11 protein-coding genes and 4 pseudogenes are annotated in these 17,963 nt (G+C 64.3%); 4 read left to right on the forward strand and 11 right to left on the reverse strand.

The window, feature by feature from the left end; all coding sequences use genetic code 11:
- Positions 1-60 precede the first annotated feature (60 nt).
- The 6 genes from ACF2JD_RS06925 to ACF2JD_RS06950 form a co-directional block, all read right to left on the reverse strand.
- Positions 61-1,035 carry a PstS family phosphate ABC transporter substrate-binding protein gene (locus ACF2JD_RS06925; RefSeq protein WP_025327848.1) on the reverse strand — a complete coding sequence of 325 codons (975 nt, stop codon included), beginning with the start codon at positions 1,033-1,035 and terminating at the stop codon, positions 61-63.
- Positions 1,036-1,324: 289 nt separating this feature from the next.
- On the reverse strand, positions 1,325-2,620 hold the full coding sequence (gene phoR, locus ACF2JD_RS06930) for a phosphate regulon sensor histidine kinase PhoR (RefSeq protein ID WP_440987071.1): 1,296 nt from the start codon (positions 2,618-2,620) through the stop codon (positions 1,325-1,327).
- Positions 2,621-2,628: 8 nt separating this feature from the next.
- Entirely contained in the window at positions 2,629-3,318 is a 690-nt protein-coding gene (phoB, locus tag ACF2JD_RS06935; RefSeq protein WP_043134568.1) for a phosphate regulon transcriptional regulator PhoB, read from the reverse strand.
- A 102-nt stretch (positions 3,319-3,420) separates the two neighbouring features.
- Entirely contained in the window at positions 3,421-3,831 is a 411-nt protein-coding gene (locus ACF2JD_RS06940; RefSeq protein WP_411668678.1) for a VOC family protein, read from the reverse strand.
- 130 nt (positions 3,832-3,961) lie between these two features.
- The gene (locus tag ACF2JD_RS06945; protein ID WP_412706196.1) at positions 3,962-5,242 is read right to left on the reverse strand and encodes a GGDEF domain-containing protein; all 1,281 of its coding nucleotides are present in this window, start codon (positions 5,240-5,242) and stop codon (positions 3,962-3,964) included.
- A gap of 317 nt (positions 5,243-5,559) precedes the next feature.
- A complete protein-coding gene (locus tag ACF2JD_RS06950) occupies positions 5,560-7,221 on the reverse strand; it encodes a sigma 54-interacting transcriptional regulator (protein WP_440987072.1) in 1,662 nt (553 codons plus the stop codon).
- A 228-nt stretch (positions 7,222-7,449) separates the two neighbouring features.
- On the opposite strand from ACF2JD_RS06950, the gene exaC reads away from it, so the two are divergent.
- Complete coding sequence (gene exaC / locus ACF2JD_RS06955; protein ID WP_411650348.1) at positions 7,450-8,967, forward strand: acetaldehyde dehydrogenase ExaC; 1,518 nt, start codon at positions 7,450-7,452, stop codon at positions 8,965-8,967.
- A gap of 88 nt (positions 8,968-9,055) precedes the next feature.
- Here the strand turns inward: exaC and ACF2JD_RS06960 are convergent.
- Positions 9,056-9,837 (reverse strand): annotated as a pseudogene (locus tag ACF2JD_RS06960) (AraC family transcriptional regulator); the annotation flags it as partial.
- 228 nt (positions 9,838-10,065) lie between these two features.
- On the opposite strand from ACF2JD_RS06960, the pseudogene ACF2JD_RS06965 reads away from it, so the two are divergent.
- A pseudogene (locus ACF2JD_RS06965) lies at positions 10,066-10,929 on the forward strand (DMT family transporter); the annotation flags it as partial.
- Between the two features lie 115 nt (positions 10,930-11,044).
- On the opposite strand, the gene ACF2JD_RS06970 reads toward ACF2JD_RS06965, so the two are convergent.
- From ACF2JD_RS06970 to ACF2JD_RS06985, 4 genes and pseudogenes are all read right to left on the reverse strand, one after another.
- Positions 11,045-11,737: a response regulator gene (locus tag ACF2JD_RS06970; protein ID WP_440987073.1), complete on the reverse strand. Its 693-nt coding sequence runs from the start codon at positions 11,735-11,737 to the stop codon at positions 11,045-11,047.
- Positions 11,738-11,740: 3 nt separating this feature from the next.
- Positions 11,741-13,308 (reverse strand): annotated as a pseudogene (locus ACF2JD_RS06975) (ATP-binding protein).
- Positions 13,309-13,325: 17 nt separating this feature from the next.
- A pseudogene (gene maeA, locus ACF2JD_RS06980) lies at positions 13,326-14,876 on the reverse strand (oxaloacetate-decarboxylating malate dehydrogenase).
- Positions 14,877-14,898: 22 nt separating this feature from the next.
- Positions 14,899-16,209: a 2-hydroxycarboxylate transporter family protein gene (locus tag ACF2JD_RS06985; RefSeq protein ID WP_440987074.1), complete on the reverse strand. Its 1,311-nt coding sequence runs from the start codon at positions 16,207-16,209 to the stop codon at positions 14,899-14,901.
- A 218-nt stretch (positions 16,210-16,427) separates the two neighbouring features.
- Between ACF2JD_RS06985 and slyA the strand changes: the two genes are divergently transcribed.
- The gene (gene slyA, locus ACF2JD_RS06990) at positions 16,428-16,901 is read left to right on the forward strand and encodes a transcriptional regulator SlyA (protein WP_042040713.1); all 474 of its coding nucleotides are present in this window, start codon (positions 16,428-16,430) and stop codon (positions 16,899-16,901) included.
- 1 nt (position 16,902) lies between these two features.
- Complete coding sequence (locus tag ACF2JD_RS06995; protein ID WP_408818700.1) at positions 16,903-17,958, forward strand: HlyD family secretion protein; 1,056 nt, start codon at positions 16,903-16,905, stop codon at positions 17,956-17,958.
- The last annotated feature ends 5 nt before the right edge of the window (positions 17,959-17,963 follow it).

The raw sequence follows: 17,963 nt of genomic DNA on the forward strand, positions 1-17,963 counted from the left end.
TAAAAACGAGCCCGCTTGGGCTCGTTTGGAGGCTAGTTTGTCTGCTGAGCGAAAGCGGGATTACATGATACCCAGCTTCTTCAGGTCGGCCTGGACAATCTTGGCGGGAACCGGCACATAGCCATCCTTCGCCACTATGGTCTGACCGGCCTTGGAGAGCATCATCTTCACAAACTCTTGCTCCATCGGGGAGAGCGGCTTGTTCGGAGCCTTGTTCACGTAAACGTACAGGAAGCGCGACAGCGGGTATTTGCCGGTCAAGGCGTTCTCTGCGGTCGCTTCAACGAAGGTCTTGCCATCCTTGGAGAGCGGTACGGCACGCACGCCTGAGGTGACGTAGCCGATGCCGGAGTAGCCGATGCCGTTCAGGGAAGCGGAGACGGATTGCACCACTGAGGCGGAGCCCGGCTGCTCGTTCACGCCGCTCTTGAAGTCACCGTTGCACAGGGCGTGCTCCTTGAAGTAGCCATAGGTACCGGAGACAGAGTTGCGACCGAACAGTTGCAGGTCCTTGCTGGACCAGTTGCCATCCAGACCCAGATCGGACCATTTGGTGGCGGCCTTGGCTTCGCCGCACTTGAGGGTGCTGGAGAAGACGGAGTCAACCTGCTCCATGGTCAGCCCCTTGATGGGGTTGTCCTTGTTCACGAACACCGCCAGGGCATCGACCGCGACGCGGATGGCGGTCGGCTTGTAGCCGTAGCGCTTCTCGAATGCTTCCTCTTCACCGGCCTTCATGGCACGGCTCATGGGGCCAAACTGGGCGACGCCCTCGGTCAGTGCGGTCGGGGCAGTGGAAGAACCGGCGGCCTGGATCTGCACGTTGACGTTGGGGTAGACGCGCTTAAATTCTTCGGCCCACAGGGTCATCATGTTGGCCAGGGTGTCCGAGCCGACAGAGGACAGGTTGCCCGAGATGCCACTGGTCGGGGTGTAATCCGGCAGATCTTTATCCACACCGGCAGCCAGGGCGCTGACAGAAAACAGGGTTGCTGCGGTGAATCCGATTACACCAGCCAGTTTGTTGAGTTTCATCCAATCTCTCCAAAGTTACAGAAGGCAATTGCCAATACATGGCGCCGATTAACACTGTCTTGCGGTGATCAAGCTGACTGCGTCAGTCAGCTTGTTGAGTTTTATCCGTCCCCTCTTTCCCAAGGTGACGCTGGGTCTGTTCTTAAGACGGCGCCAGTATCTGACCTGGCAGTGACAAATTTATGGAATTTATATGACACTTTGATGACATGGGCCCAGCGCGGAACAAATGCCAAGGGGGCCGCTCTCGCCGCCCCCTTTTTTATTGCTAACCAGTTGTCAATAAAGACTATTTTACCACCACCATCCTGGCAGGAATGAGGAAGCTGAAACGGCTGCCCTGGCCGACCCGGCTCTCTATCTCGAGCTGGGCATCGTGATGGCTCAGGGCATGCTTGACGATGGCGAGGCCAAGGCCGGAGCCGCCGGTGTGGCGGGATCTCGCCTTGTCGACCCGATAGAAGCGCTCGGTGAGCCGCGCCAGGTGCTCCGGGGCTATCCCCTCCCCCTGGTCCTGCACCACAAAGAGCGCCATGGCCCCCTGCTTGCGCCACTCCACAGTGATCTTGCGACCGGCGGGGGTGTAGTGAATGGCGTTGTAGACCAGGTTGGAGACGGCGCTGCGCAGCTGGTCCCTGTCACCCTTCACGAACAGATTGGACTGCACCTGAAACTCTATCTGATGGGCACTCTCTCCCGACAGGGCACGCGCCTCCTGCTCCAGCAGCCCCAGCATGGCGGGCATGTCCACCAGATGGGAGAGATCCACGGTCGGGGCCGCCTCGATGCGCGACAGGGTGAGCAGCTGGTTGACCAGGTTGTCCATGCGGATGGTCTGCTCCATCATCACCTTGTGCGCCTTGGCCCACATGGCGGGGGGCGGCGGCTCCTCGGTCATCTCCAGGTACCCCTTTAGCACTGTGAGCGGGGTGCGCAGCTCGTGGGAGACGTTGGAGACGAAGTGCTTGCGGGTCTTCTCGAGGCTGCGCAGCCGGGTCACGTCCCGCACCACCAGCATGGCCTGATCCTCGGCATAGGGCATGATGCGAAACTCGAGAAACTTCTCCTCGTTGATGGGGGAGCTCATCTCGAACGGCTCGTCATACTGCCCCTTGCCGAGGTAGGCGACGAAACCGGGGTGACGGATGAGGTTGCCGATGTGCTGGCCGGCATCCTCGGGCCAGCGAAAACCGAGCAACTGCTCCGCCAGCCGGTTGCACCAGAGGATGCTGCCATCGGCGCGAAACACCACGGCGGCGTCGGGCAGGGCCTCGGCCCCCTCCCGGAACCGGCGGATGAGCCCCGCCAGCTCGCGGCGCCGGGCACGGTGGCGCTGCTGCAACTTGTAAATGCCATTGAAGATGTATTCCCAACTGCCGCTGCCATGGGGCGGCACCAGGCTGCGATCGTGCCACAGCCAGTCCGACAGCCGCTTCTGGAAGCGGTAGTGCCAGCCCAGGTGCAGCACGGTCGCCACCAGCAGGCAGAGGGAGAGGTGTTCAATCAACCAACCTACCAAGACGAAGGGGGCGTAGAAGAACGCCATTCGCCACAACTGTCGCCGCCAGGCGTAAGGTTGCAACATGTTATCCCCTAGAGACGGGTTGAGAAGCGGTATCCGGCTCCACGCACCGTCTGGATCAATCTGTCGTGCCCGGTCTCTTCGATCGCCTTACGCAGGCGACGGATGTGCACGTCCACCGTCCTGTCTTCCACATACACATTAGTGCCCCAGACGTTGTTGAGCAGTTGCTCGCGGCTGTAGACCCGCTCGGGATGGGTCATGAAGAAGTGCAGCAGCTTGAACTCGGTCGGCCCCATGTCCAGCGCCTTGTCTTCGGCGCTGACCCTGTGGGAAACAGGATCCAGCTTGAGCCCCTGCACCTCGATCACCTCGTCCACCGAGGTGGGGGAGACCCGGCGCATCACGGCGTGCAAGCGGGCGGTCAGCTCCTTGGGAGAGAACGGCTTGGTGATGTAGTCGTCGGCGCCCGCCTCGAGGCCGCGCACCTTGTCCTCTTCCTCACCACGGGCGGTCAGCATCACCACGGGGATCTGGCGGGTCACCTCGTCCTGCTTGAGCTGCTTGATGAACTGGATGCCACTGCCGCCTGGCATCATCCAGTCCAGTACGATGAGCTCGGGGTAAGGTTCACGCACCTTCGCCAGTCCATCGGCATAATCTTCTGCCTCAACCGTCTCATATCCTTTTTGCTCGAGCACGAAGCAGAGCATCTCGCGGATTGGTGCCTCGTCCTCGACCACCAGAATTCGCTTAGCCATATCCCTTCTCTCTCCTCTGTGAAGATGGGTGCGCCAATTATTAGAACTTTCTGTGACACTTTTATGACTTTATGACAGGCGGGATGATAAACGTTTTCAGATTCAGTTGGCAGCAATGCGTTGCAGCAGGTCCCAGCGGTTGCCACTGATGTCCTCGAACACCACCACAGTGCCATAGGGCTCGTGGCGGGGCTGTTCACAAAAATGCACGCCGTACTGCTGCATGCGCTGGTAGTCGCCCCAGAAATCGTCGGTCTCGAGAAACAGGAAGACCCGGCCGCCCCCCTGCTGGCCGATGGCGGCCTGCTGCTGCGCATTGGCGGCCCGGGCCAGCAGCAGGGCCGACCCTGGGGCACCTTTAGGGGCAACCCGCACCCAGCGCTTGCCCGGTTTGCCCGGCTCGTCGAGGGGCGTGTCTTCCAGCAGCTCAAATCCGAGCCCCTCGGTAAAAAAGCGAATGGCCTGATCGTAGTCGGCCACCAGCAGGGTCAGGGCACCTAGGTGTTGGGACATGGGAAACTCCTTGACTGATGAGGGGGCCCGCGCCCCGGCTGGCGCGCATCATAACGGCTGGGAGGCCGGGGCTCCAGCCGCAATCACCTTAGCGAAGGCAAGGCCCTTAGTCGGTGGGCAAGCCTGCGCCCTAACCCACCTCGACCCGGTTGCGCCCCCGTTCCTTGGCCTGATAGAGCGCCTCGTCCGCTCGCTTGAGGGTCAGCTCAAGGGAGTCCCCGCGCCGCTCCGCCACCCCGAAGGAGGCGGTGATCCTGAGCCCGAGGGGCCAGTCCCTGTAGGCCTCCAGCGCCCCCCTCAGTCGCTCGGCCAGCCGCTCTGCCCTCGCCTGCTCATGGTGCAGGCAGACCAGCACGAACTCCTCTCCTCCCCAGCGCACCAGGCGGCACAGGCTGTCACAATGGCGCAGCAGCTCGCTCACCATGTGCTTGAGCACCTCGTCCCCCATGGGGTGGCCGTGGGTGTCGTTGACCCCCTTGAAGTGATCGATGTCGATATAGATGAAGGAGAGCGGCATCTCCCCCAGTTCGCTCAAGAGCTTCTCGCCACCGAGCCGGTTGAGGGCCCCGGTCAGGGGATCGTAGCGGGCCTCCTCCTCGGTGCGGCGGTACTGCTCGGACAGGCTCTGGCTGAGCGCCTCCGCCGCCAGCCGCGCCTCGCGAGCCTTGCGCAGCTTGTCCCCCATCAGCAGGTACTGGGTCAGAAACAGCAGTATTCCGTATATCAGCCAGCCCAGCAGCAGCTGGCGGTAGAAGTCCCCCGGCTTGCCCCAGCGGCCATAGAACTCCAGCTTTTCCAGGATCAACCGGTAGTCCCCGGGCTGCATCCTGTCGTCGGTGGCAAGCTCGATGGCATAGACATGGTGCAGATCCGCCCCCTGCTGCGCCAGCGGGATCCGGTACTGCTGCACCCACCAGGAGCTGGGGGCGAACACCTTGAGGGGGACGTCCTGGATGCGGCCGTAATCGTCGGGACGAAAGAGCACCTCGTTGAACTTGTGGGAGATCTCGTCCCCGGCTATCGAGTAGGCGGGATCATAGTTGCGCAGATAGAGGCGCCAGCTCTGCGGCTCGCTCCCCTCCACCCTCAGCTTGACCCGCACGCCGTTGAAGTGGGAGAGATCCAGCCCCCACTCGGGGGCTGACAGGGTCAGGATCAGTTCACAGAAGGGGGAGCTGTGGCCCGCACGCAGCTTGCAGTCGATGGCGGGCTTGTCGCCCCCAGGGATCAGCGTGGTGACCGATTGGCCCCCATGGGCGCGATCATCCTGGGCCCTGGCGGCCAGGCTGGCCTGGCTCAGGATGTCCAGCCGCCGCTCTGGCCCGAACTCGAACACCAAGATGGCCAACAGGCTGCCGAGCAGCAGGCTCCAGAACAGCATATTGGTCACGCGGGAATAGGATGGGGTCATGGCGATCACACCTGAAAAAGAGCTTTTACTCTACACCTTGTAATTCTGCACCGTGCTGATCCAGATCCAAGGTTATTACACGCGCCCTCACGGGCGCCGGGGCATTGGTCGGCTCAGCCCGCGAGCAGGGCGTCGCCTGCCATCCGCCGGGCTGAGTCCTGTCGGCATTGCACCGCAAGAGGCGGACGCCAGCTCCTGGGGAAACGGGTTCCCGATGTCATCATTCCTTTCACCACTGAGCGCTCCATGCCATGGAAAAATAAAGAAAAATCATCGCAGAGCCCCAGTCTACACAAGCAAGCGGTGTGGCAACACCCCTATCCCTCTTCCCGCAGCGCCCGGTAGAGGGTGGTGCGGCTGATGCCAAGCCGCCTCGCCGCCTCGCTCACGTTGCCGCCGCACTCCGTCAGGGTCTGCTGCACCCGCAGCCGGCTCTGTTCGCGCAAGGTGGTGACGCCCCGGGGAGCCGGCATGGCGGCCACCTCGGGCAGATACAGGTGGGCGGGTTCAATCCAGCCCTGCCCTTCCGCCAGCACGCAGGCCACCTCCAGCGCCTGCTTGAGCTGGCGCACGTTGCCGGGCAGAGGGTGGGCCAGCAGTTGCCGCTCCGCCTGCGGCGTCAGTTGCAGGGCCGGGTCCATCTCCGAGAGCAGGCGCCGGATCAGCCCCAGGCGCTCGCCCTGGGGCCAGGCCCGCAGCGGTGTCAGCTGCTGGCGCCAGCCGCAGATGCGGTAATAGAGATCTTCGCGAAAGCCGCCATCCTGCACCATGGCCGCCAGATCCCGGTGGCTGGCGCTGACCAGCCAGAAATCCACCGGCTCGGGTTTGTGGCTGCCAACCGGCGTCACGCTGCGCTCCTGCAACACCCGCAGCAGCCGGGTCTGGGCCAGCAGCGGCAACTCGCCGATCTCGTCCAGCATCAGGATGCCGCCATGGGCGGCGCGCAGATACCCCTGGCTGCCCTGGCTGCGGGCACCGCTGAAGGCCCCGCCCACGTAGCCAAACAGCTCGGCCTCCACCAACTCCGCCGGCAGGGCGCCGCAGTTGACGCACACCAGGGGCTTGCCCCGTCGGCTCGACTGCCCGTGCAGTTCGCGCACCAGGTGCTCCTTGCCGCTGCCGGTCTCCCCCTCGATAAGCAGCGAGATACCCCGCTCCAGCATCTTGAGGGGCACCCCGGCGGTAACGGCTGGCTGGGGCTGGTTTTCGGTTTGAATCACCACAGGTTCGGGCTCCAGCCGCAGGCCGCGACGATCCCTCAGCAGCTGCCGGCCATCGAAGGGGTGCTGGCCGAGCCAGAGCCGTCCGGCCCGGTTGGCCCCGAGCAGCTCGCCCCCCTCCCCCAGCAGCAGGCGGGCTGACCAGAGACTCTGGGGATCGAGATCCACCAGCCAGCCCGGCTGACGCGCCAGCAGCGCGTTTTCCAGGGTCATCGCCAAGAGCCGCACAGTGCCCAGCATGTCGCCGTCGTGGTGGGCCGCATCGGTGGAGATGTCGAGCACCCCCAGCAGTTGCCCGTCCGGCCCGAGCAGGGGGCAGGCGCTGCAACTGAGGAAGCTGTGCTGGGCGAAGAAGTGCTGGGCCCCCAGCACCTGCACCTCGCTCTGCTCGGCGAGCGCTGTGCCTATGGCATTGGTGCCCTTGCTCGCCTCCCCCCAGCGGGCACCGCTGCGCAAAAAGATCCGCTCGGCGTGGCGGGCGAAGCCATCGTCACCGCTGGCGGCCAAAATGGCCCCCTCGCCGTCACACAGCAGCAGGCGACAGGGCCTGCCCGCCAGTAACTGGGCAAACAGCGGCAACACGAAGCGCTGGAAGCAGGTGATAAGCGTTCTGTGCTGCTCCTGGCGGGCCGACAGCTCTCCCTGGGGCAGCAGATCCAGCTCGGCGCTCTGCTGGCGGAGCAGGCCCTGATGCAGGCAGCGCTGCCAGGAGCGCTGGATCGGGCTGGGGCTGGGAATGGACTGAGGTAACTCGCTCATCACGCCTCCTGTTCACAAAGGGCACAGTGTCACGACCACTGTCCAGAAACGGCACAGTCTCATCGCCACGACCGCGGTCACTGGTTAATCAAGATACGCCGCCGCACCCTGTTTGATAACGTTTTTGTAACTTTTGTCGCTCTGGTCAGACCCTCTGGCACGGCCCTTGCGATAGCAGCTGGTCACCGGCCCCGGGCCGGTCAGGACCACACACATAAGGATGATGAGATGATTTACACCGCTCCCGGTCAGGCAGGCGCCCTGGTCAGCTTCAAGTCCCGTTACGACAACTTCATCGGTGGCGACTGGGTGGCCCCCCGCGCCGGCCGCTATTTCGAGAACGTCTCGCCGGTGGATGGCCGGGTGTTCTGCGAGGTGGCCAGATCCGACGCCGCCGACATCGAGCTGGCGCTGGATGCCGCCCACAAGGCGTTTGCCAGCTGGAGCAAGACCAGCGTCACCGAGCGCAGCAACCTGCTGCTGCGCATCGCCGATCGCATCGAGCAGAACATAGAGGTGCTCGCCGTCGCCGAGACCTGGGAGAACGGCAAGGCGGTGCGCGAGACCCTGGCCGCCGACCTGCCGCTGGTGGTGGATCATTTCCGCTACTTCGCCGGCTGCATCCGTGCCCAGGAGGGCTCGGCCGCCGAGCTGGATCAACACACCGTCAGCTACCACTTCAAGGAGCCCATAGGCGTGGTCGGCCAGATCATCCCCTGGAACTTCCCGCTGTTGATGGCAGCCTGGAAGCTGGCCCCTGTGCTGGCGGCCGGCTGCTGCAGCGTGCTCAAGCCCGCCGAGCAGACCCCGGTCACCATCATGCTGATGATGGATCTCATCAAGGACATACTGCCCCCCGGCGTGGTCAACGTGGTCAACGGCTTCGGTGCCGAGGCCGGTCAGGCGCTGGCCACCAGCGACAGGATCCAGAAGCTGGCCTTCACCGGTTCGACCGAAGTCGGCGCCCATATACTGCGCTGCGCCGCCGACAAGCTGATCCCCTCCACCGTCGAACTCGGCGGCAAGTCCCCCAACATCTACTTCGCCGACGTGATGCAGCATGAGAGCCAGTACATCGACAAGGCGGTGGAAGGCATGCTGATGACCTTCTTCAACCAGGGCGAGGTGTGCACCTGCCCCTCCCGCGCCCTGGTGCAGGCCAGCATCTATGACGACTTTATGGACAGGGTGCTGGCCCGCGCCCGCACCATAGTGCAGGGCAACCCCCTGGACACCGCCACCCAGGTGGGCGCCCAGGCGTCCCGGGAGCAGTTCGACAAGATACTGAGCTACATGGAGATTGGCCGCGGCGAGGGGGCCAAGATGCTGATAGGCGGCGGCCCGGCCAAGGTGAGCGGCCTTGAGGGGGGCTTCTACATCCAGCCCACCATCTTCTCGGGTCAGAACAAGATGCGGGTGTTCCAGGAGGAGATCTTCGGGCCGGCCCTCGGGGTCACCACCTTCAAGGACGAGGCGGATGCCCTGGCCATTGCCAACGACACCCAGTATGGCCTGGGGGCGGGGCTCTGGACCCGGGACAGCAACCTGGCCTGGCGCATGGGGCGCGGCATCCAGGCCGGCCGGGTCTGGGTCAACTGCTACCACGCCTACCCGGCCCACGCCGCCTTCGGTGGCTACAAGAAGTCAGGCATAGGCCGCGAGACCCACAAGATGATGCTGGATCACTACCAGAACACCAAGAACCTGCTGGTGAGCCACGACATCAACCCCCTCGGCTTCTTCTGAACCTGCCAGCAGATGCCATCAGAGAGGGCGCCTGCGGGCGCCCTTCTTGTTTTGCTTCACCGATGACACCTCGGCGATTTGTTATCTGGCCCGACTGCTGGCGATAACGCTGGGGGGAGCACTGCCCAGCTCCCGGTTGAACATGGCGATAAAGGCCGAGGTGGAGCCGTAACCGAGCCGCCAGCTGATCTCCTGAATGGGCATGTCCCCCTTGAGCCAGGCCAGCGCCTTGAGCAGCCGCAGCCGCGCCCGCCACTGACCAAAGCTCATCCCCAGCTCGCGCAGGCAGCGACGTGCCAGGGTGCGCTCGGTGGTGTGCAGTTGCCCGGCCCACTGGGCCAGCGTGCGAGGGTCGGCAGGATCGCTGTGCAGCACCGCCAGCATGGGAGCCAGCAGCTTGTCCTGACTCATCGGCAGGTAACTCTCCTGACAGCGGGTGCGCGCCAGTCGTTCCACCAGCAACTCGGCCTGGCGCTGATCCCACTCATCCGCCATATGGCTCACCCGCCGTTCGCAAAAATCGCTCAACAGAGCGCGGATCAGCGGGGTGAGCAGCAGCAATCTGGGCTCTGGCGGCAGCTTGGCCGCCAGCTGGTGGCTGACGTAGATGGAGGTGTAGTCGAGGGCCTGCTGGTTGTAGGAGGTGTGCTCGAGATCCGCCGGTACCCAGATGAGGTAGTCAGCAGGCGCCACCAGCCGGTGATCCCCCAGCACTATCTCCATGATCCCCAGACTGATCATACTGAGCTGGCCCCAGGGGTGGGAGTGCAACAAGGTCGCGCTGTCGGCCAGCATCTGCTGGTAACTGAAATAGAGCGGATTGGGAGCGGGCAGAACGACATCTACCGGCTGAAACTGGTGTGTGGCCATCAGCGCCTCTTGCGAGATAGAAGAATACGCGTGATGCAACGTCCTGTTGACACGATCTCTGGCACAGGTTAAAGGCAGCCATCAGCTGCGGGAAAACGCAACCCCTGTGGGCCGGAATAAGGTGCATCAGAAAGAGTTGTCTTTTCCACTAAGTCATGTCTGTATTTACGCTACTTGATAATATAAAGACAAGGCTAGACTTGGCCATCTGTTAATAAGGAGCCTCTGATGCGAAATCTTTTCCCCCTTCTCTTCCCGCTGATAGCTGTGCTGATCTGGGCTACCAATACCGTGGTCTCCAAGGCCGCCGCCGGTGTGCTGGATCCCGCCGCCATCTCCTTCTACCGCTGGGTGATCGCCGCCCTGGCGCTCTCCCCCTTCTGCCTGCCGCAACTGTGGCGCCGCCGCGCCGAGATCCGCCCCTGGCTCGGCAAGCTGCTGGTGCTGGCGGCCCTTGGCATGGTGCTCTACCAGTGCCTGGCCTACTACGCCGCCCACAGCACCTCGGCCACCAACATGGGGGTCATCGGCTCCCTCATACCGCTGCTGACCCTGCTGCAGAGCGCCCTCTTCTTCGGCCAACGTCCGGGCAAGCAGGCGCTGCTCGGCATGAGCCTCTCCCTGTTCGGGGTGCTCTGGCTGCTCGGCAAGGGCCAGCCCCTGGCGCTGTTGCACGACGGCATCAATCCGGGGGATGGCCTCATGCTGCTGGGCTCCGCCAGCTATGCGCTCTATGGCCTGCTGATCCGCCGCTGGCAACTGCCGTTCGGCCCCTGGCTCAACCTCTATCTGCAGATCCTGCTGGCGGTGCTGCTGCTGATCCCGGTCGCCCTGAGTGCTGACTCCCTGGCGGTGCCCGCCGAAGGCTGGGGTCTGGTGCTGTTCGCCGGGCTCGCCTCCTCCCTGCTGGCGGCCTACTGCTGGATGCGTGGCCTCGCCGCCATGGGGGCGGAGCGCACCTCTGTGTTCATGAACCTGATGCCCCTGTGCACGGCGCTGATCGCCGTCATCTCCCTGGGGGAGCCCATCCATGGCCATCACCTGATAGGCGGCGGCCTAATCCTGGGCGGAGTGATGGCCTCCCAGCTGAAAGGGGCGGACACCGGTAGCCGAACGGGAAGCCGCCTGAAAACGAACATCGCCCAAAAACAAGGGAGCCGCTGGCTCCCTTGTTGTTTTCACGTGCTTTTTGGCAGCAACCGGAGGCTCAACCTGCCCGGCGCCAGTGGTAGCGCCGCTCGGGGCGACCGCGCTGGCCGTAGTTGAGATCCACGTCCAGCTTGTCTTCGGACTCCAGAAACTCCAGGTAGCGGCGCGCCGTGGTGCGGCTGAGTGACAGGCGCAGCGCCACCGTATCGGTGGAGAAGGCGGTGTCCGGCTCCCCCGCCAGCAGCTCCAGCACCTGGCGCAAGGTGATGGCGTCTATGCCCTTGGGGGTGTCGCGCACCTCCCTCGGCTGAATGCGCCCCTTGCCCATCAGGCGATCGAGATCGCTCTGCTCCAGCAGGCCGCGCTCGCACAGGCGGCGATGCAGGGTCAGGATCTCGTCCAGGCTCTGCTGGATGCGAAACAGCCGCAGCGGCTTGATGATGTAGTCCTGCACCCCGAGATTCAGGGCCTGCTGTATGGTTTCCACGTCGCAGGAAGCGGTCACCATGACCACGAAGACCTCCCGATTGTGGCTGCGCAGCCGGTTCACCCACTCAAGACCCGAGCCGTCCGGCAGGGAGATGTCCACCACCAGCAACTGGGGTTCGGTGGCACGCATCATGAGATCGGCCTGGGCCAGGGTGGCAGCCCGCCCCAGCAGGGAGAAGCCTGGGGTCGCCGCCACCAGTTCTGACAGGATGGCACCGATCCGCTCGTCATCTTCAATAACAAGAGTGAAAATTGGGTCCATGGCTCACATTAATTGGTTTTTATTCAAGTAGATACCAAACAGGGTGGTCTGCTCGGCGGTTCGCCGCCATTCTATCACACCCTCGTGCCGCCCCACGGTCTCCTTGACCAGGAACAGACCTACCCCGTGATCGCCACTCTGACGACTCACTCCGTAATCGAACAGATGATCGGCCAGCTCCTCGTCGACCCCCTCGCCGCTGTCCTCCACTTCTATCACCAACCGCCGCCCCACATCGCACAGGGATAGCAGCACCCGGGGCGGCCGCTGTTGGCGGTTGCGCCAGGCCGCCTGCAGGCCGTTGTCCAGCAGGTTGCCGATCAGGTGATGAGATCCACCGAGACGGCAGCCGGATACTCCGCCAGCGCCGAGTCGGGATCGAGCTTACCAGGGTCACCCCCAGCTCGCGGGCTCGACTAAACTTGCCGAGAATAAGCCCCGCCACCGGCTTGTTGTCGATCAGCCGCAGCAGCTCCTGCAGCATGGTCTGGCACGCTTCGTTCTCCTGCTGGATCAGCTCCACCGCCTGATCCACATGACCGAGCTGCAGCAGGCCGGAGAGGCTGCTCAGCTTGTTGGCGAACTCGTGGGTCTGGATCCGCAGCATCTCGGCATACTGGCGCAGGTGAGTCACCTGCATCCCCAGGCTGGCAGCCACCTCGGGACGACTGAAGATCACAACCGCCCCGGTGCCTTGCCCTGCACCGCCTGCCAGCGACCGACGAAGGACTCCCCCTGAATGGTGAAGCTCACCTCCCCCCCTCCTGCTCCAGACGGGGCAGGGGGGCACCAGTTCGGCCAGGGACTGCCCCAGCAGGGCGTGGCGCCCGGTGACCGGCAGCCGCAGCTGATAGCTGGCGGCGCTGTTGAGCATCTTGATGTGATGCCGCGGCCATCGAGGGCAATCACCCCTTCGGTGATGTGCTCCAGCACCAGATCCTGCAGGGTGAAGCGGCGCACAATCGCCTCCGGCTCCAGATCCAGCAGGGTCTTGCGCAGCAGGTATTGCACCCAGAGCGCCAGCAGCAGGCCGCAGCCCAGCACCGCGCACGATGGCGCTGATGAGCAGGGCCACCCGCTCCATGATAGATGCCCTCCACCTGCTGCATCAGATAGCCCACCACCACAGCCCCCATGACGCGGCCATCACTACCTACCACCGGGCGAGAAGCAGCGGATCGCCAATCCCATGGTGCCCTTGTCCCTGGAGCAGTAACTGCGCCGCTCCTGCAGCGCGGGCCAGATATCCTCGCCGCGGAACTGCTGCCCCACCAGCTCGGGGTTGGGGTGGCTGAGACGGCGACCATGCTCGTCGGTCACCACCATATAGGTGGCATCGGTGCGGTTGCAGACCGCCTCCACATAGTCGCGCAGGGTCGGGATCACCGCCCTGCGCAGGCGCCTACCACCCGGGTATCGGCCGCCATGACCCGTGCCAAATCGCTCCCCTTATCCTGCAGGTTGCTCTCCAGCAGATGACGGATAAAGAGGGCCAGCAGGCTGCCCAAAATGAGGATCAGCAGCAGGGAGAGCCCGAGCGACAGGGTGACCAGCTGGTGGCGAAGTTTCATGCACATACCTTAAAACGTCAGGATGCAGCCCAATAGTGCGGATGCCACCAGGTCTGGTCAATCAAAGGTGCCGGATCGCCACAAAATCGGCCAATCCCTCCTCACGGGCTGTCAGTGCCACCGCGCTGGCGACCGCCGGGCCACCTCCCCGACCTGTTCGATGGGGGGCAGCAGCCGGCCCGCCAGCAACGGATAGGCGCCGACCGCCCGCACCGCGGCCAGCAACATGCCATCGCTGATGCGGCGCGCCTTGACCGCGCAGGCCCCCAGACCAATGCCCGGGAAGACATAGACGTTGTTGCACTGGAGAGACCACCCGCCGCTCGCCCGCCACCATCACCGGCGCAAAGGGGCTGCCGGTGGCCAGCAGGGCACGGCCTGCGGTGGCCTCCCACACCTGCTCGGGGGTGGCCTCGGCGCTGCGGGTCGGGTTGGAGAGCGGCAGGATCACCGGCTGCTCGCACACCTCCCCCATCGCCTGCAACACCTCGCGGGTAAAGAGGCCACCCTGGCCGCTTACCCCGATAAGCACCGCCGGGCGCACCTGGCGGATGGTCTCCAGCAGCGAGCTGTTGGCCTCCTCCACGGCACGGGCAAACGGCTGCTGGGCGCGGGTCAGGCGGGACGATCGCCACAGACCACCCCATCCTGATCAAACAGCCAGACGCCATCACTGCTGCCCCCCGCCAGCTGGGCCAGCATGGCGGCGATGCCGCAACCGGCCGAGCCCGCGCCGACGATCAGCACGGGGCATCACTCAAGAGGTGCCCGCCTGCTGCAAACCCGGCCAGCACGCAGGCGGAAGCCACCGCCGCCGTGCCCTGGATGTCGTCGTTGAACATGCAGAGCTCGTTCCGGTAGCGGGCCAGGAGGTTGGCGGCATGCTTGCCGGCAAAGTCCTCGAACTGCAGCACCACCTGGGGCCAGCGTTTATGGATGGCCACCACTACCTTGTCCATGAAGTGGTAGTAGGTCTCGCCGTCGATGCGCGGGGCCTGCCAGCCGAGGTAGGAGTCATCCTCCAGCAGGGCCGGGTTGTTGGTGCCCACGTCCACGCACAGGGGCAGGGTGCGGGCCGGGTTGATGCCACCGGCGGCGCTGTAGAGCGCCAGCTTGCCGATGCAGATCCCCATGCCGCCGATGCCGAGATCGCCGAGCCCCAGCACCCGCTCCCCGTCGGAGATGACGATGACGTCCACCTCCTGCTCCACCGCAGCGAAGATGGCGTCCAGCTCGTCCCTGTCGTGCCAGGAGAGGTAGAGACCGTGGCTGCGCAGGTAGAGATCGCTGTGGCGCTGGCAAGCCTCCCCCACCACAGGGGTGTAGATGATGGGCAGCAGCTCCGGCAGGTGGTGGCGCACCAGATCGTAAAACAGCACAGGGTTGTCCTCCTGCAACTGGCGCAGCAGCAGGTGCTGATCGAAGGGGCTCTGCATGGCCGAGACCAGGCGGTAGATGCGGCGGCGCTGCTGGGAGAGGGACTCCTCCTTGTGGGGCATGCGCCCCATCAGCCCCTGACGCTTGCGTTCGGCATAGGGCAGGCTGGTGCCCATCATGATGTCGTTCATGTCGTTTTCCTGTATCCGGTCGTCAGGCGAGCAGAGAGATGAGGGCGGTGGCCAGGATCAGCATCACGGCCCCACCGAGGCGAGAGGAGATCTGGGCGAAGGGCATCAGCTTCATGCGCTGGGCTGCCGACAGCACGGCCACGTCGCCGGTGCCCCCCATGTTGGCCATGCACAGGCCGCCGGTGATGGCCGCCTCTATGGGATAAAAACCTATCAGGCGCCCCACCAGGGCCGCCCCCAGCGCGCCGCCGACCACAGTGGTCAGCACCATGATGAAGTAGTTGACCGAGAAGGCGCCGATGAGCTCGGGGATACTGGTGTAGGCCACCCCTATGCCCACCAGCAGGGAGGGGGTGAGGTTGCTCACCACGAACTGGTACCAGTCGGCGGCCGCCTGTTCATAACGACGGGGCAATACACCACTCACCTTGATAAGGGCCACCGCCAGTATCATCAGGGCGAAGGGGTGCATGGGGATGAAGTTGCCGAGCAAGGATCCCAGCACGAACATGCTGGAGCTGATGAAGAGGCCGAGACCCAGGCTCTGCAGGGTCGGCGCCTCAGCCTGCTCGTCGGCGACGCTCTGGCTGTCTTCCTTGACCATCAGCTTGCCGTTACCGGTCAGGGAGGGGTAACGACGACCGAGGCGCGCCAGCAGGGAGCCCACCAGTATGGCCAGGGTGTTGGCGATCACCACGGCGGGCACCATGCGCGACAGCAGGTCTGCGCTGGACATCTGCAAGGGGCCGGAGAGGATCTCCACCAGGGGCACGGCGCCAGCGCCCATGCCGCCACCCATGATGGGCAGACCGATGAGCAGCACCGCATTCTTGAAGCCGTATCCCATCAGGGAGCCGACCAGACCGACGCTCAGCAGCGCCAGGGCCACGCCCCCCAGGATCACCGGCAGGTAACGCATGGCGGCGTTTTTGAGCAGGGCGCCGCTCATGCCGAACACAGACCCTGTCACCAGGCTGGCGATGAAGAAGTTCAGAAAGCCCCCCTCCTTCATGAAGCGGGTGATCACCTCACCCGCCTCGACCGGCAGAATCCTGTACTCGAACAGCGCGGCGCCGCCGAAGATGGCGAGTATGGTGCCGCCCCCCAGGTATTCCCGAATGGGGGGGATCCGCTCGCCCAGCTCGCTCAGCAGGGTGCCGAGCACGAACATCAGCGCCAGGGCGCCGACCATGCCGAGCGGCAGGGAGCCGTTCCAGCCGGCGTAGAGGACGCAGGTGGCGAGCCCCAGGAAAATCATCATGGGCATGCCGGCGATCTGCTGGTCGCTCCAGGCGCCCTTCATCTGTACTTCGGGGGTAGAGAGGTTTTTCATTGTTATGCTCCAGCTTGTGGTGTGGCGCCACTCTACGTATCCCCTCCTGCGCTGTCGGTTAGCGGGCCTGCAAAGCCATATAAAAACATTGAAACCTTAAGCACCATTGCCCTCCCCGCGTCCCCTGCCCCCGAAACTGAATGTGAGCTGAATCACGCTTTACTTAGCCTGCGAAATAAATATAATGCTTAGCAGGCTAAGTATATGAGGTGTCTGCCATGAAAAAGGATCTGGAGATGTTGCGCGAGCTCTCCCTCGCCGAACAGCTGGGGCGACTGCACCGGTTGTGGCGCACCGTGGCCGATATCGAGCTGGCCCCCTTGGGTTTGACCCATCCGCGCTGGACCGCGCTCTGGAAGCTGAGCCGCCTCGGCGGCCACCTCAGCCAGAAGACCCTGGCCGAGGCGCTGGAGATAGAGCTGCCCTCCCTGATGCGCACCCTGGGTCAGCTGGAAGAGCTGGCTCTTATCGAGCGCCACTGCTGCAGCCAGGACAAGCGCGCCCGCATCGTCACCCTGACCCCGGCCGGCAAGGCGCTGCTCGACAAGATCGAGGATCGCATCATGGAGGTCCGCCGGGATCTGCTGGCTGGCATCAGCCAGCAGGAGCTGGCCCAGTTTGAAGAGATAGTGCACCGCATCTCCGCCAATGCCCTCGGCAAGATCGGTGCCCAGCATGAAGAGAGAGAATAAGATGACCCCGGATCAACAATTCAAACGCTGGATCAAGTGGGCCATGGCCTGCTTCATCCTGGTGTTCGGCTACTTCCTGCTGGCCGACATCAAGATGCCCCTCACCCCCCAGGCCATGGCCACCCGGGTCGTCACCAAGATGGCGCCCCAGGTCAGCGGCAAGGTGGTCGAGGTTGCCGTGGTGAACAACCAGCACGTCAAACAGGGGGATCTGCTGTTCATGCTGGATCCGGCCCCCTTCGAGCTCGCGGTCGAGCAGGCCAGACTCGCTCTGGATCAGGCCGAGCAACAGAATCGCCAGCTGGATGCGACCCTGAACGCCGCCGCCGCCGACTTCAGCTCGCTGCAGACCCAGACCGCCCAGAAGCAGCGGGAGGCCGAGCGCATCGATACCCTCTATCGCCGTCACATGGTCTCTGAGCAGCAGAAAGATGACGCCGACAGCGCCGCCCGCACCGCCCGTGCCAACCTGCTGGCCAGCCAGGCCCGCATGGAGCAGGCTCGCGTCAACCGTGGCCTGGCCGGTGATGACAACCTGCTGCTGCGCCAGGCGCGCAACCGTCTCGCCCAGGCAGAGCTCAACCTCACCTACAGCCAGGTCCATGCGAGCCAGGATGGCATCATCACCAACCTGCAGCTCAAGCCGGGCAGCGTGGCCACGGCGGGCTCTCCCCTGCTGGCCCTGGTCTCGGAGCAGGTGGACGTGATCGCCGATTTTCGCGAGAAGAGCCTGCGCAACATCACCCCGCAGAGCCGCGCGCTGGTCGCCTTCGACGGCGAGCCCGGCCGCCTCTATGCCGCCCGGGTCGCCAGCCTGGACGCCGGGGTCAGCGCCGGCCAGTTCGACGCCAACGGCCTCTTGGCCAACCCCATCGAGTCCGATCGCTGGGTGCGGGATGCCCAGCGACTGCGCCTGCACCTGACCCTGGATCAGTTGCCCGCCCATCTGCCGGCCGGGGCCCGCGCCACCGTCCAGCTGCTGCCGGACAACGCCCTGAGCGCGCTCTTTGCCCGCGGCCAGATCCGCCTGCTCAGCCTGCTGCACTACATCTACTGAGATGA

The sequence above is a fragment of the Aeromonas ichthyocola genome, assembly GCF_046087985.1.
In the GTDB taxonomy this organism is placed as follows: domain Bacteria; phylum Pseudomonadota; class Gammaproteobacteria; order Enterobacterales; family Aeromonadaceae; genus Aeromonas; species Aeromonas rivipollensis.